The sequence below is a fragment of the Porticoccus hydrocarbonoclasticus MCTG13d genome (assembly GCF_000744735.1).
Classification (GTDB): Bacteria; Pseudomonadota; Gammaproteobacteria; order Pseudomonadales; family Porticoccaceae; genus Porticoccus; species Porticoccus hydrocarbonoclasticus.
The window spans coordinates 812,762-827,515 of the sequence record NZ_JQMM01000001.1 but is presented as its reverse complement, the minus strand read 5'-3'; the positions used below and the strand labels follow the sequence as shown (position 1 = coordinate 827,515).

General features: G+C 55.0%; 13 protein-coding genes. 3 read left to right on the top strand and 10 right to left on the bottom strand.

The window, feature by feature from the left end:
- Window positions 1–26: 26 nt before the first annotated feature.
- The gene (radA, locus tag U740_RS03960; protein WP_036859125.1) at window positions 27–1,397 is read right to left on the bottom strand and encodes a DNA repair protein RadA; all 1,371 of its coding nucleotides are present in this window, start codon (window positions 1,395–1,397) and stop codon (window positions 27–29) included.
- A 74-nt stretch (window positions 1,398–1,471) separates the two neighbouring features.
- Window positions 1,472–3,529, bottom strand: a complete 2,058-nt coding sequence (locus U740_RS03955; protein ID WP_036859122.1) for a TonB-dependent receptor plug domain-containing protein — start codon at window positions 3,527–3,529, stop codon at window positions 1,472–1,474.
- A gap of 130 nt (window positions 3,530–3,659) precedes the next feature.
- Here U740_RS03955 and U740_RS03950 point away from each other — a divergent pair, with 130 nt between their 5' ends.
- Genes U740_RS03950 through aceK form a run of 3 tightly spaced genes read left to right on the top strand, consistent with a single transcriptional unit; the run spans window position 3,660 to window position 7,125 of the window.
- Entirely contained in the window at window positions 3,660–4,784 is a 1,125-nt protein-coding gene (locus U740_RS03950) for a DnaT-like ssDNA-binding domain-containing protein (RefSeq protein WP_036859121.1), read from the top strand.
- Window positions 4,693–5,355: a replication protein P gene (locus U740_RS03945; RefSeq protein ID WP_160172041.1), complete on the top strand. Its 663-nt coding sequence runs from the start codon at window positions 4,693–4,695 to the stop codon at window positions 5,353–5,355. The genes U740_RS03950 and U740_RS03945 overlap by 92 nt, the downstream gene beginning before the upstream one ends.
- Before the next feature lie 18 nt (window positions 5,356–5,373).
- Window positions 5,374–7,125: a bifunctional isocitrate dehydrogenase kinase/phosphatase gene (gene aceK / locus U740_RS03940; RefSeq protein ID WP_081890834.1), complete on the top strand. Its 1,752-nt coding sequence runs from the start codon at window positions 5,374–5,376 to the stop codon at window positions 7,123–7,125.
- Window positions 7,126–7,208: 83 nt separating this feature from the next.
- Here the strand turns inward: aceK and U740_RS11790 are convergent, their stop codons facing one another.
- The 8 genes from U740_RS11790 to U740_RS03900 form a co-directional block, all read right to left on the bottom strand.
- On the bottom strand, window positions 7,209–7,502 hold the full coding sequence (locus tag U740_RS11790) for a hypothetical protein (RefSeq protein WP_051921187.1): 294 nt from the start codon (window positions 7,500–7,502) through the stop codon (window positions 7,209–7,211).
- A 43-nt stretch (window positions 7,503–7,545) separates the two neighbouring features.
- On the bottom strand, window positions 7,546–7,797 hold the full coding sequence (locus tag U740_RS03930; protein ID WP_036859120.1) for a GlsB/YeaQ/YmgE family stress response membrane protein: 252 nt from the start codon (window positions 7,795–7,797) through the stop codon (window positions 7,546–7,548).
- 62 nt (window positions 7,798–7,859) lie between these two features.
- On the bottom strand, window positions 7,860–8,666 hold the full coding sequence (locus U740_RS03925) for a mechanosensitive ion channel family protein (RefSeq protein ID WP_200877036.1): 807 nt from the start codon (window positions 8,664–8,666) through the stop codon (window positions 7,860–7,862).
- A gap of 23 nt (window positions 8,667–8,689) precedes the next feature.
- A complete protein-coding gene (locus U740_RS03920; protein ID WP_036859118.1) occupies window positions 8,690–9,076 on the bottom strand; it encodes a TM2 domain-containing protein in 387 nt (128 codons plus the stop codon).
- Between the two features lie 3 nt (window positions 9,077–9,079).
- Entirely contained in the window at window positions 9,080–9,292 is a 213-nt protein-coding gene (locus U740_RS03915; protein WP_036859116.1) for a DUF4177 domain-containing protein, read from the bottom strand.
- Window positions 9,293–9,327: 35 nt separating this feature from the next.
- Window positions 9,328–9,492 carry a YqaE/Pmp3 family membrane protein gene (locus tag U740_RS11985; RefSeq protein WP_036859114.1) on the bottom strand — a complete coding sequence of 55 codons (165 nt, stop codon included), beginning with the start codon at window positions 9,490–9,492 and terminating at the stop codon, window positions 9,328–9,330.
- 121 nt (window positions 9,493–9,613) lie between these two features.
- A complete protein-coding gene (parC, locus tag U740_RS03905) occupies window positions 9,614–11,869 on the bottom strand; it encodes a DNA topoisomerase IV subunit A (protein WP_036859112.1) in 2,256 nt (751 codons plus the stop codon).
- A gap of 44 nt (window positions 11,870–11,913) precedes the next feature.
- Entirely contained in the window at window positions 11,914–14,730 is a 2,817-nt protein-coding gene (locus U740_RS03900) for a DUF748 domain-containing protein (protein ID WP_036859111.1), read from the bottom strand.
- Window positions 14,731–14,754 lie beyond the last annotated feature (24 nt).

The window sequence follows — 14,754 nt, the reverse complement described above, 5'->3', positions numbered from 1 at the left end:
GCATGGGAGACGCGGGCAGGGAGGCATTAGCCAAGCGCATCCAGCGCATCGGTCAGTTTGCGCACCGGTATCACTTCCATCCCCTTGATCGGTTGGCGAGGGGCATTACCAAAGGGGATTATGGCACGCTTGAAGCCATGTTTGGCGGCCTCTCGCAGTCGCTCCTGACCGTTTTGCACAGGCCTGATCTCCCCGGACAGGCCCACCTCGCCAAAGACCACCAGATCACGGGGCAGCGGGTGATCACGGAAGCTGGAAATAACCGCCAGGATCAGCGCCAGATCGGCACTGGTCTCCAAGACCTTGACGCCACCCACCACATTCACAAAGACGTCCTGATCACCGACCATGATTCCGCCGTGACGGTGCAACACCGCCAGCAGCATCGCCAGCCGATTGTGCTCCAGTCCCACGGTCACCCGCCTCGGGTTACTCAGGTGACTGTCATCCACCAGCGCCTGCAACTCCACCAACAGGGGCCGGGTGCCCTCCCAGACCACAATAACCACGCTGCCGGAAGCCACCTCATCACCTCGTTGCAAAAAGATGGCGGAGGGGTTTGCCACTTCGCGTAGCCCCCTGTCGGTCATGGCAAACACGCCCAGCTCATTGACCGCACCGAAGCGATTTTTGTGGCTGCGCAGGGTCCGGAAATGGCTGTCGCTGGTTCCCTCGAGCATCAGCGAACAATCGATCATGTGCTCCAACACCTTGGGGCCAGCCAGACTGCCATCCTTGGTGACATGGCCCACCAGCAGCAACACTGTGCCCGTCTGTTTTGCGTAGCGAACCAGCATTGCGGCACATTCCCGCACCTGTGAAACGCTGCCGGGCGCCGAGGCAATCTCCTCAAGTTGCATGACCTGAATGGAATCAACCACCAGAATTCTGGGCTGTACCCGCGCGGCAGTGGCACAGACCGTTTCCACGGAAGTCTCTGCCATGATCTGCAACCGGTTTACCGGCAGCCCCAGACGATGGGCCCGCATGGCGACCTGTTGCGGGGATTCTTCACCAGTGACATAGAGGGCCACCTGACTCTCTGCCAGTTTGCAGAGGGTTTGCAGTAGCAAGGTGCTTTTCCCTGCGCCCGGCTCGCCGCCCACCAGAATGCAGGATCCAGGCACCAGTCCACCACCCAGCACCAGATCCAGCTCCTGACTACCCGCACTGATACGGGGAATATCGGCCAGATCGATTTCCGCCAGCGTGTTCACCACACCGTCGGCAGCCCCGGCAAAGCCACCGCCACTGCGGCTACCCGGGGTGGCAACGGCGCCGAGACGCACTTCAGTCAAGGTATTCCATGCACCACAGTCGGAGCACTGCCCCTGCCACTTGGTGTAATCCGCACCACAGTCGTTGCAAACATAGGCAGTGGTTTTCTTTCTGGCCAAGTAACAATCTCCCGAAAATGCTTTTCAGTCTACCATGTGATATCTCCCGTTCAGGGTGTTTAACTGTGGAGATATCAGTGAAACTGCAGTGTAGCGCGCAAAAATGTCCGCGTTTCAAAACGGTTGGCCTGCTTGAACTCCACGTAATCGCCACCGAGGTTCTGACCAATCAATTCCAGCTTCAAATCGGCATTGCGCAGCGGGAACTGGCGGGCAATCCGCACATCAAGCCGTCGATAGGCATCAGTTTCGGAGCCCCACAGAATCCAGACCATATCGTCGAGATAGTAATAACCGGCACTCACCTGCCAGTGGCGACCGAGATCATGGGACATCAACAGGCTGGCGGTATGGCGTGGTGTCGCTGAAGTTTGATAGAGACTGCGAAATGCCATGGGCAAACTGGACTGATCGGCGTCCGCGTAGGCATAGGACAGCCAGAAACGGGTGCGGTCGGATGCCAGCCAGCGCGCCCCGGTTTCAAACCCTTCAATAGCGGTACTGCCGCCATTGACATCAAGGATGGCGCCCTGATTAAAAATTGATGCCACCTCCGGATAAGCGGGATCCCAGACGTATTCAATCTCGTCCTCAAAGGTTTCCCGATAGAGTTTGATCTCGGCGGTCAACCGTTCATCCAGCCAGTTGCCGATATAGCCCAGTTCGTAACTGCGCAGCCGCTCGGGATCAATCGGTTCGGGCGCCACCTGAACAGTTTCGATCGCGGTACCATCATTCAGCCGCACGGCAATATTGTGAAAATTCTCTACCAGAAATGGTTGCCGCCAGCTCTCCGCAACCGATAGCCGGAACATATGGCCTTTAGTCGGGGTGAAGTTCAGTCCCAACCGCCAGGACAGCTCACCGGAGCTGATGTTGTTCTTTTCGTATATGGCGCCGGCATTTAACAACAACTGATCAGTCAACCGGTACTCGATATTACCCTGGGTCCGGAAGGTCTCCATGGCCTGCCACTCTTTTTGGCCGACGATTTCCAAACTATTCACCATGTCCTTGCGATAACCCAGGCCCCAGGCAATCCGGTAGCGCTGACCATTTAACAGTTGCTGAAACTCGATATCGCGCCGATTAACCTGATAGTCAAAGGTGCGACCAAACACCTCTTGCTCCTGTTGACCGGGGATCACCCCGCCAATATCAGCGGGATCGACCCCCAGCAAGTCCGACAGTAATCCGGCAGAAAATTTATCGTTTTCTTCACCGGAAGTGAAACCAAACTGCAGATACCAGGCACTGCCGGGATCTGTGGTGCGAGTCAGGCGAATGCTGCCATATTGCTCGCTGGCTTCCTTGGTGCCGACGGGGTCCACAGAGACACCACTGCCGCCACGACCCCAGGGGCCCTCGGCGTAGCCCAATTGAAAATCCAGGGAAGTTTCAGGCGTCGCCTGAAAAGTCCCCTGAAAGCGACCGGAGCGAGCGATCGACTCGTCATTCACACTGTGGAAGCCCTCAGTATTGAAGTAGCTGAGAGAAGCCCGGTAATCAAATTGGTCACCGCTATGGGCATAGCGTGCCGTAAGCAGACTGGTGTCGCGGCTGCCTGTGGTCGCGCTGAACCGCCAGCCGGGATTGCGGTAGGGTTTCTGGGTCACAATGTTAATGACGCCAACAAAAGCATTGGAGCCGAAGGAAACACCCGCCGGACCGCGAACCACCTCTATCCGCTCAATATCATCAACGGTGATTCCCAGTCGGTCCCAATCCACCAGACCAAACAGTGACCCCACCACCACACGGCCATCGAGCAAAACCTGCATACGCCGAGATAGGCCATCGGATTGACCGTGATAGGTCACCGATGCATGGTGATCACGCCAGCTGAGGCCGACCTGAAAACCCGGCACAAGGCGCAGCAAATCGGGAATTTCGATAAATCCGGACGCCTCAATCATGGTTCGGTCAATAACCGAAACCGCCATTGAGGTATCTGTCACCGACTGGGGCAGTCGTGTGACAGACAAAGCCACCGGAATATCCGCGATCAGATCATCCTCGGTATAACCCTCAGCCGAAGCAGCCAAAACCGGCAGCCATTTGAGCGACAACAGGATGCAACAAAGCCAGCTCGCTGGTCGCCTCCCTACCAAACTGGCCTGCTTCGGAACCATTCCATTGCCACCTTGCTGTTTGTTGTTTTTTTTGAAGCGCTATTGTAACGATGCGGCAACCACATAGAAAACCACATCTGAACGAATGTGACCGATAAACTTGCCCACCGCTTTCTGATAAAGTGTCACCATGTCACTGCTACCGGAAAAACCGCTGATTATTTCTCCCTCCCTGGCTGCCACCATTGGCCTGGAGGAGACGGTTTTGCTGCAATTACTCAATGAATTGATGTGTCATGGCAAGCCCGAACGGCAGGGTGACTACGACTGGCTGAATATCGACAGTGGCCAGCTGCAGAAATTTACCCCCTTCTGGTCTATCGCTGACCTGCAACGTATCGTGGGCAGTCTTCGGGACAAGGGCATTCTGCTGGTTGCATCCCCCCCCCTGACTGAAGCCAATCTATTGCGCTTTGCCTTTAATGAACACTGTGCCGACAATAGCCATACAGCAAAGCCCGGCAAATTTTCCGCGACACTTCCGACAACCCCGGCACACCAAAGTACCCGGCCCATATCCCCCGACTGGCGACCGGAAAATGACGTTCTGCAACAACTTGCCCAGTACAACATTCCGGCAGCATTCATTGCCGACCAGTTGCCAGAGTTCATTACATATTGGACGGAACGTGGCGAGCCGCGCTACAGCTGGGGCTCAAAATTTATCAAGCATGTACTGCGTCTCTGGCGGGCACAACAGACAGAAACGGCCAGGCGAGGACAGGACACGTCTATGAGCCGGGATTGGCAGCCGTCACAGGATGCCATGGAGATTCTCACCCGGCAGGCGGCTATCAACCGTAACTTTGTCGAGGACGCCATACCGGAGTTTGTTCTCTACTGGCTGGAACGGGGCGAATCCTCAAGTACCTGGAACAGCCGCTTTATCATGCACGTGAAACGTCAGTGGGCCAGGTTCACCCACACGATGGAACAGGACACCATGCCTCGCCCATTGGCGGCGGATTGGCAACCCAGAGAAGAACTCTTTGAGGTCCTCACGCTGGCAAATATTCCCCGCGATTTTGCCGAACGACTGGTACCGGAATTTGTTTTGTACTGGCGGGATAGCGGCCAACTCTATGGCTCCTGGAACACCAAGTTCCTGCAACAGGTAAAACGGGAATGGTCGCGTCACCAAACACATACCCAGGACTCAAGCGATGGAAAAGAACAACGATCTGATCGACCGGGCAGTACGCGGAGTCGCACCCTCGTCGACGAACTCAGCGACCGCAGCTGGGCGACATCCTGAGCGTCCAGAACACTTGGTGGACACGATCAACCAGGTGTTCGCCCTGTTCCGGCTGAACTTTCACAATCAGTTTTACAGTGCCTACTCTGATACCGATCTGCTCAATCAGGTAAAACGCCTGTGGCTGGACGCACTGGCACACTTCGATCGGGAGCAGATTCTGCTGGGCGCCAAACGGGTGATCGAAACATCCGACTATCTGCCTACGCTGAACCGCATGCTGCAATGCTGTGAGGCCTGCCAGAACCCGGCGGGGTTGCCCTCGCCGCGCAGCGCGTATCTCGAAGCCTGCAATGCACCCTCTCCAAAATCGGCTCATCACTGGTCTCACCCGGTGGTCTATCACGCCGGACTGGCCACTGGCTGGTACCTGTTGGCCCATGAGGCAGAGACGGTCAGCTACCCCCTGTTTCTCGATCATTATCGGCGACTCTGTCGCGAACTTGGCAAGGGTCGGCTGTTGGCCTTACCGGATCCCGCAGGGGAAGCGACGGAGAAACCGCCGTTAAGTCGCGAAGTGTCGCGGCAACGATTGGCAGAACTGAAAGCTGATTTAAAGCTCGATGAGTAACCCAGCTGGACTGATCCCATGACCGCTCCGGACCCCCGGTTTTTTCGTAACAGCACTGCACGACGGATGTCGAAAACCATCCTCAATGGCTTCCGCAGCTATTTTGCCGATTACCTGAATATGACTCTCGGCGCCAAGGCGCGCTTTGAAAAGGCCGACTGGCATGCAGTGCAGAGCGCCAACGTGGACCGACTGGAACTCTACAAGACCAAAGTGCGCCAGGTATCGGAGCTGCTCGCCACGGTGACCAATAAAGATATTACCGATCTGGAATTATGGCGCCAGGCAAAAGCCGTCTATACCCAACTGGTTTTCAACTTCCCCAATTACGAAATTGCCGAGACTTTTTTCAACTCCGTATTTGGCTGCATCAATGATCACGACAAGATTGACGATGACCTGATCTACGTACTGTCTTCACAAATGGCGTCGATACCGGAAGCGGAATACAGCATTTATGTGCGCTATGAGGGTATTGACGATATCGCCGCCGTGTTTGAGCAGATTTTGCTGGATGCCGAGTTCTCTACGCCACCGGAAAACCTCACCAGGGATGTGAACTTCATCGTTCAGGAATTTAACGAGCAGTTACTGCCCCACCTGAAGAATCCGGTTTCGGCACTGAAATTTGATACGCTCGACTCGGTGTTTTATCGCAGCAAGGCGGCCTATATTGTCGGTCGCATCATCGATGGCGACCGGCTTTTTCCACTGGTGTTGCCCGTACTGAACAATGAAAAAGGCGGCCTGTTTATTGACACAGCCATTTTCAACAAGGAAGAGATGAGCGTGGTGTTCAGTTTTACCCGAACCCATTTTATGGTGGATGCTCCACTGCCCTACCTCTACCTGCATTTTTTAAAGCAATTGATGCCGCACAAGGGCGATAACGAAATCTACACGTCCATTGGTTTTCCCAAGCACGCCAAGACGGAATTTTACCGTGAATTTGTCAGTCACCTGAGAAACTCTCAGGATCAGTTTGTCATCGCACCGGGCATCAAGGGGATGGTGATGTCGGTATTCACGCTGCCGTCCTACGATATTGTCTTTAAAATCATCAAGGATCGTTTCGACCCGCCCAAGGAGGTCACCCACGAAATCGTGCGGGAGAAGTACAACATGGTCTCCCGGCACGACCGTATCGGGCGGATGGCCGATACCCAGGAGTTTGCTAATTTTTCGTTTCCGGTGGATCGCTTTTCCGACGAACTACTCGCCGAGTTACAGAAAGTCGCACCCTCGCTGCTGACCTTCGAGGGAGACCGGCTGATCATCAAGCACCTCTATACCGAGCGCCGCATGACACCGCTCAATATCTACCTGCAGCGGGCTGATGAACAACAAACCTGCAACATCATCGAGGAATACGGCAACGCCATCAAACAACTGGCGGCGGCGAATATTTTTCCGGGTGACATGCTGCTGAAAAATTTCGGGGTCACCCGCCACAACCGGGTGGTGTTTTACGATTACGATGAAATCTGCCCATTGACCGAGTGTCACTTCAGGCGTATCCCTCAACCGAAGACTGATGAGGAGGAGATGTCTGCCACCCCCTGGTATACCGTGGCAACCAACGATATTTTTCCAGAGGAATTCCGGTTATTCTTCTCCGGCAATCCCGTTGCCCGGGAAGCCTTTCAGGCACTCCACAGCGATATCTATGATGTGGAATTCTGGTGGGGGCTGCAGGAACAGATCCGCAACGGCAAAATTGTCGATGTCTTTCCCTACCGTCGTAAACGGCGCTTTGATCGCGCCCGCTGATCGCCCATTCAAATATTGATGCCCCACAGAAAACGCAGCCCATCGGCTGCGTTTTCTGTGGGGCAGGGATTAAAAGAGCGCAATTAATCCCAGAAGCGCCACCATTTGCGACTGTGTTCCTGGCGCATGTCCCGGCCCTGCTCAGAGCCTTTGCCAAGTTCCTTCCGCTCCTGCTCGGCCTTCATCTCCCGTTTCTGCTCCATATCTTTGAGCAGCTTTTTTTCGCGCGACTGTTCGGTTTCCCGGACCACCGGGGCCTCGTCTTTCATGACACCTTTCCCACTTCCGGCGTGCTCTGGCTTCTGAGCTAGTGTCACCGACGCAATACCAGTGCCCAGCAAGAGGACCATTGCGATGGATAAAATCGTGTGTTTCATCATGTTCTCCTCGGTGTTCACTAAACAGGACAGCTGCCGAAATTCACTGTTTTCTCAACTGCCGGTAAAGCAGCAAAATCAGAATGGCGCCCACCGTGGCCGTGGCGATACTGGCTAAACTGAAGCCACCCGCACCGCCAAAGCCCAGCAACGAACCAATCCAGCCACCGACAAAAGCGCCGGCAATACCCAACAGTACCGTGAGAATAAACCCACCACCATCCCTGCCCGGCATGATCCATTTGGCAAGAATTCCGGCCACCAGGCCAAGTACGATCCAGGAAAGAATACCCATGTGTACCTCTCTATTTATAGAACAAAAAAGGCCCCTTCACAGGGGCCTTGAGCATTTTACCTTCAAGCGTTATCGGCTGTCGGATACAAATGCACATCGCGTTGCGGGAAAGGAATGGAAATCTCTTCCTTATCAAAGCGCTTTTTGATGGCTTCGGTGAGATCCCAATAGACCCCCCAGTAGTCGCCCGTGGCAACCCAGGGGCGGACAATGAGGTTGACACTGCTGTCCGCCAGCTGGGTAACTGCGATATTCGGGGCCGGATCTGCCAACACACGTTTATCTGCTTCAACAACTTCACGCAGCACTGCCTTGGCCTTGTCGATGTCATCGCCGTAACTGATACCGATCACCAGATCGACCCGGCGGGTATCGTGGGTGGAGTAGTTGGTAATGGTACCGCTCATTACCTGGCCATTGGGAATCACAATCCGCTTGTTGTCCGGGGTGTTCAGCTCGGTAGTAAATACCAGTATTTTCGACACCGTACCACCGACACCGGCCACTTCAACATAGTCTCCAACACGGAAGGGACGAAAAATCAGGATCAGCACACCGGCGGCAAAATTGGCCAGAGAACCTTGTAAAGCCAGGCCAACGGCGAGACCGGCGGCACCCACCACAGCCACGAGGGAGGCCGTTTGTATGCCCAGCTGACCCAGTGCTGCAATACAGACAAAGGTCAGAAGGGCATAGTAAACCAGCGTAGAGACAAACTGCTGGATCGCCACATCCATGTCTTTCTTTTTCATCAAGCCGGCTACCAGGCCCCTCAGCCAGCCCGCAATAAATTTACCCACAAAAAAAATAACGGCTGCCATAACAACCTTCAGACCATAAAAAATAATGGCATTTCCTATCGTTTCCATCACACGCTCCATTAAGTAAAAAATCAGTTCTGACTGTGGCCAGTCTCCGCCAACTGCGATTCAGCCAGGTCGTTGTTATACCGCAATACAATGCATTGAGAGCAGAACAGTGCTGGCAACTCAATTAACGTAATCAAAAGTAACAAACCAAGCCCCCAGCGCCATTGACCAGTGAGCAGGCAAGCCAGACCAGCCAGAAAAACGGCCAGATTGACTCCACCGCGAAACCAGCGCCTCAGATAAAAATGGTGCAGCCCGGCGACAAACAAATAGTTCAGCACCGCATAGCTGTCCGGATCTTTGAGGCATCTCGCCATACGCCCGTGAAAAACCCTGCGCTGTTCTGCGGGGAGTTCCGCAATTCGGTTGCGAAGCTGGTCCTCCCGGGATTGTTCGTCGCGGAGAGCCACCGGTTATTTGCCCAGAGTGACGATGACGGTTTCCCGTGCCCAGAACAGCCAGAGGCGACGCCTTTCCACCACCTGGAAAACCAGTTGCCAGCCGTCGGCCGCCTGCTCGTTGAGGACCGTCTCCATTTTTTTCAGGGGAAAGCCGGAGGCACCGAGAAAAATCGTTCCCAGAGCTCCCTCGCTGATAGCCATCACCTTGTATTGACTGAATGCCATGCGGGCTTCCTGTCACCCCCCTGCCAATATTCGGTTCAGGCCAACGTCACCCAAAGCGCATGCAGGATACCCGGCACCCAGAAGCACAGGCAGAGCACAATATTGATCACCAGATCCTTACCGGCACCCTTTTTCAGGAACACTGCCAGTGGTGGCAGTAACAGCGACGCAATAACCAGCAACACCTTATTATTATCCATCTGTTCATCCTCTGGACGAGATTTATACGGTGGGCAGCAGCCCCGCTCTAACCGTTTTAAATATAATGAAAATCACTCAGCTGGTAAACAGCCATGTCGGGGCAACATGCCCAAATCGTCGCTAATCATTGCCCGTCACCTCCACCCTGTCCACTTTCTGGAAGCCCCGGGGCAGTTTATTGCCACGGCGACCGCGCTCCCCGCGATAATGTTCAAGATCGCTGGCCCTGATGTTCAAATGACGTTTGCCCGAGAACACCAGCAATTGCTGCGCCGGGGTCACGACCGCCACCGCTACCATAAACTCTTCCCGGGACTGAACTCGCGAGGAGGGAATACTGAGAATCTTGTTTCCCTTGCCTCGCGCCAAACGGGGGAGTTCTGCCAGTGGAAACGCCAGCATACGACCCTCGTTGCTGACCGCGACCACCAGACTGTTTTCACGGTCAGAAATCGCCACCGGCTTGATGACTCGACCGCCCCTGGGAATCGTCAGGGTCGTTTTACCCGCCCGGTTTTTACTGTGCAGATCTGCCAGATTGGCCATAAAACCGTAACCGGCATCAGTTGCCATCAACACCTGTTGTGAATCATCGCCCATTATGACGCTCACAAAACCGGCGCCGGAAGGGGGGTTAAGGCGACCGGTGACAGGCTCACCCTGCCCCCTCGCCGAGGGCAGGTTGTGGACCGCCAACGAATAGGTTCGACCGGTGGAATCCAGTAAAACCACCGACTGGTTACTGCGTCCTCTGGCCGCACAGAGAAAGCGATCGCCGGATTTATAGCTGAGTGATGCGCCATCGACATCGTGTCCTTTGGCAGAGCGTATCCAGCCCTTCTCCGATAACACCACTGTTACCGGCTCGGACACCAACAGTTCGGTTTCAGAAAACGCCCTCGCTTCCTCACGGCGGGCCAGCGGTGAACGGCGTTTATCACCGAATTCATCGGCCACAGCCAGCAATTCATTGCGCACCAGGGTCTTTAGACGCCTTGCGGAACCGAGAATTTTTTCCAGCTCCAGTTTCTCCGCCGCCAGCGCTTCCTGCTCGGCACGAATGCGAACTTCCTCCAGGCGGGCCAGCTGGCGCAGCTTGGTGTCGAGAATATACTCTGCCTGGATATCACTGAGACTAAAACGCTGGATCAATACCGGTTTTGGCTCGTCCTCACTGCGAATAATATGAATCACTTCATCTATATTCAAAAATGCGATCAACAGGCCTTCCAACAGATGTAGCCGGTGATCCACCTTGTCCAGCCGAAACTGCAACCGACGGCGCACAGTATCCATGCGGTAAGCGAGCCACTCGGTGAGAATTTTATTGAGGGGCTTCACTTCCGGGCGACCGTCTACCCCGATCATATTGAGGTTAACCCGATAGTTCTTTTCCAGATCCGTGGTGGCAAACAAATGCTGCATCAGCCCCTCCAGATCAACCCGGTTGGAGCGAGGTACGATCACCAGTCGGGTCGGGTTCTCGTGATCGGACTCATCGCGCAAATCCGCAACCATCGGCAATTTTTTGGCCTGCATCTGGGCGGCAATCTGTTCCAGAACCCTCGCGCCAGACACCTGAAAAGGCAGCCCGGTGACGATGATATCTCCCTGTTCCGACTGCCAGACAGCACGCATTTTCAGGCTACCCCGACCGGTCTCATAGGTTTTCAGGATGTCCTCCCGGGGGGTAATAACTTCCGCTTCGGTGGGATAGTCCGGTCCCTGTATATGCTCACACAATTCCGCCGTGGTTGCGCCGGGCTGATCCAGCAAATGTACACAAGCACTGATCAACTCCTGCAGGTTGTGCGGCGGAATATCTGTGGACATGCCCACGGCAATACCGGTCGTACCATTCAATAATACATGAGGCGCGCGCGCCGGCAGTGTAATGGGCTCATCAAGGGTACCGTCAAAGTTCGCTTTCCAGTCAACCGTACCCTGGGCCAACTCCGACAGCAGCAGCTCGGCAAAATGTGCCAGCTTTGATTCCGTATAACGCATTGCAGCAAAGGATTTTGGGTCATCGGATGAGCCCCAGTTACCCTGGCCGTCCACCAGTGGATAGCGGTAGGAAAACGGCTGCGCCATCAACACCATCGCTTCATAGGCTGCACTGTCCCCATGGGGATGGAATTTACCGATGACGTCACCCACGGTGCGGGCGGATTTCTTGTGCTTGGCCGTGGATTTGAGCCCCAACTCACTCATGGCATAAATGATTCGCCGCTGAACCGGCTTCAGACCATCACCGATATGCGGCAATGCCCGGTCGAGAATCACATACATGGAGTAATCAAGGTAGGCTTTTTCGGTATAGCTGCGCAGCGGTATCTGTTCAATTGCCGGATTAATGATCGTGGTCTCTGTCATAAATTTTACTGCTCGTGCGGTGACAACGGGTTTGCGGTTATGGATTACTGGCCAATGGTGATGGACATCTCCGGGCGCAGGGTACTGCGCTGATCAAACTTCCCGGTACACAGAATGATTTGCCCCGGAGTGACACCGTGATCAATCAGGTACTGTTTCGCGACAACCGTGCGCTGATTGGCAAGCTCAGCCAATCCGGCAGATTGCTCCGCCGTGATGTCGGGAAGCTGGGGATTTTCCCCGGATGACTGCAGGCTTGCCAGCTCATCCGGGGAAAATTGTGCAGCCCAGTCCTGAAGGGTAGCGGGTGCACAGAACACCAATTGCAGCTGCTGGCGTTTTTGCAGCATGTCCGAGAGACGATTCAGGTTGGCCTCACCGGCTTCATCCAGCGCTGCTGTACCCGGCTCAAAGGGCACCGGCTCAAAGCCCATCCCGGCCAGACTGTCGCCAACCAATGTCTTCACCACCAACCCAAAAGGCAGGTAGTAATTGATCACCGTCTCTTTAATCACCTTGAACATGACCTTGTTGACAATATGTCTGATGGAAAAAGTCGGCGAATTGATATTGCCGCTAACCGGCAGCTTCAATTCGATCATGCCATTTTTATCGCGCAATAATGACAGGGCGAACTCCAGCGGCACGCCCAGTTCGCTGGCACCGGCCTCAAGATCGGCTTTGCTCACTGGTGACACCTGCAACTTGTGGAGTCGGACAGTGACCACCGAGTCAATAGTGTCTTCAAGGATATCAACCCTGATGTCGAAATCTACCAGCCCCTGATCAAGATGATAGCCGATGAATTTTTTTGCGTAACCGGAGATATCACGCACATCAATACCTTTGATTTCCCCTTCAAGATCGGTGCTTAAGGCATCACCAAAGGGAGCAACCTGGCCTGCCAGGGACAGCGCACCAAACTGATTGAGGGCCATGTTCAAATTGACTTCGGCGGGCGTATCCGTACGGGTGCTGTTCAGGTGTTTGAGATTCAAGCTAACACCGGTAAAGCGCTGATCCAGTGACGGCGACACACTTTCATCCAGTATGCGCAATTGTCCCTGCTCGCCAATCGTCAGGGAAGCGAGTTGCAGCTTTAACGGCGGTGCGTTTTCTGTGGTGAGTTGCTGTGCAGAATCCTCCGACTCTCCCGCAACCGTTTCACCATCCTGCCCCAACAAAACGGCGAGTTCGCTGGACATCGACAGCATGCCATCGGCATTGCGATGCACGAAGATCTCTGGGTCCCCTATCTGGAGTTTGCCGAGGCTGAACGTACCGGAATTTTTTGCCAGGTTGTCCAGGGATAACCGGGGGATTTTCACATAGTGACTCACCTCGGCAGTATCCGGGGCGGGCGCGAGAAAATCCACCGTGGACACCTCCAGTCTGGCCAGCTCAACCTGATCGCCGGCAAGTTTCAACTGTTGCAGTCCGAGCGCATCAAGCGACAGCAACTCACGATCGGCAAAAACGGCCAGCGATCCCAGTTGCAGATCACCCATCTCAAAACCCATGGCAGCGGATGCTCCGGATGGTGGCTCAACACTCTCCACGGCACTATCATTCTTTTCCGGCGTCGGCATAAGCTGGCTGATCAGCGTTGGTGCAAATGCCAGTGCGCCCCGCGAATCGGTCTCCAGGCGCACCTGAAGGTCGCCCAGCGTCAGCCCGGCGATGGCAATATCCCGGTTCATATCAAGCCCCTGTAACTCAAGACTGTCCAACGCCAGCACTTCCTCTGCGCCGGGGAGCAGGTTGAGATAGCCGAGGGTCAGGGTGTCTATCGCCACCGCTGCACCTGCCAACCGCATATCGCTGATCCGCAGTTTACCGGCAGACAATAGCGGGCGATCCGCCCCAATGTCGATTTGCCGCAGAACAAGCTGTTTGAGCCTGATCTGTCTGTCGTTTGCGTCGCCGCTCGCATCGACAGCCCCCTGAGAAGCGGTCTCGGGCGTGAGCTGGCCCACACGTTTCAGCAGTGCCGGCGCAAATGCCAGACCATTGGTCTGATCGAGTGCCAGCCCGACAGCCATGGCATCAAGCGATACGGCATTCAACTCCACATCATCCGCGAGGTTGAAACCGTTCAACACCAACTCATTCAGTTGCACGGCAGGAGTGCCCCCCGGCAACAGAGCCAGCGACTGAAGATTGACCTTCTCCAACTGCCAACGAGCCATATCAGGACTGCTCAGACCGGTGACGGCCAGTGACTCAACCGTCGCCAGTAGCAAGGGGTCAAGCCGGTCAAACCAGCGCAGTCCACTGAGCGATACACCGGGCAGCGACAGTGAGGGCGCATCACCCATTGCCATGGTGAGGTCACTGAGCCGTAATGCATTCAGTCCGGCACACTGATTCGCCTGCTGTTCACCGCGCTCATTCATCAAGAGGTAACAAAATGTCAGATCGCGAAGCTGAAACTGATCCAGCGCCAATCGCTCAAACAGTGGCGGGCCCGCTGTATCCGGCGCGGCACCATTGTTGCGCAATGGGATACCGCCAACACGCAGACCGGAAGGCGTCATGGCCAGATCAAGCGTCAACCCCTCAATGGATACCTCTTCAATTCGTAGGCCGTTTTCAAAAAGGGGGTTCCAGGCAATATCAAACAACAGCTGGTCGAGTATCAATCGCTCACCACCGGGAGACTGGATGTGGACATTGTTCACTTGCACCGTGCCCAGCATCGGACGGATTTCCACATAACCGATATTGGCATCCAGCCCCTGCTTCTCCAGCCAGACGATACCTTGCCAGCGAATCATAAACGGCAGCAATGAAAGCACCACAACCGCCAGCAGCGCGATGCCGATCAGGCTCCAGCGGAGGCATATGAGTAACTTTTTCATAGTAGTTGCTCCCCGGAAGCATCC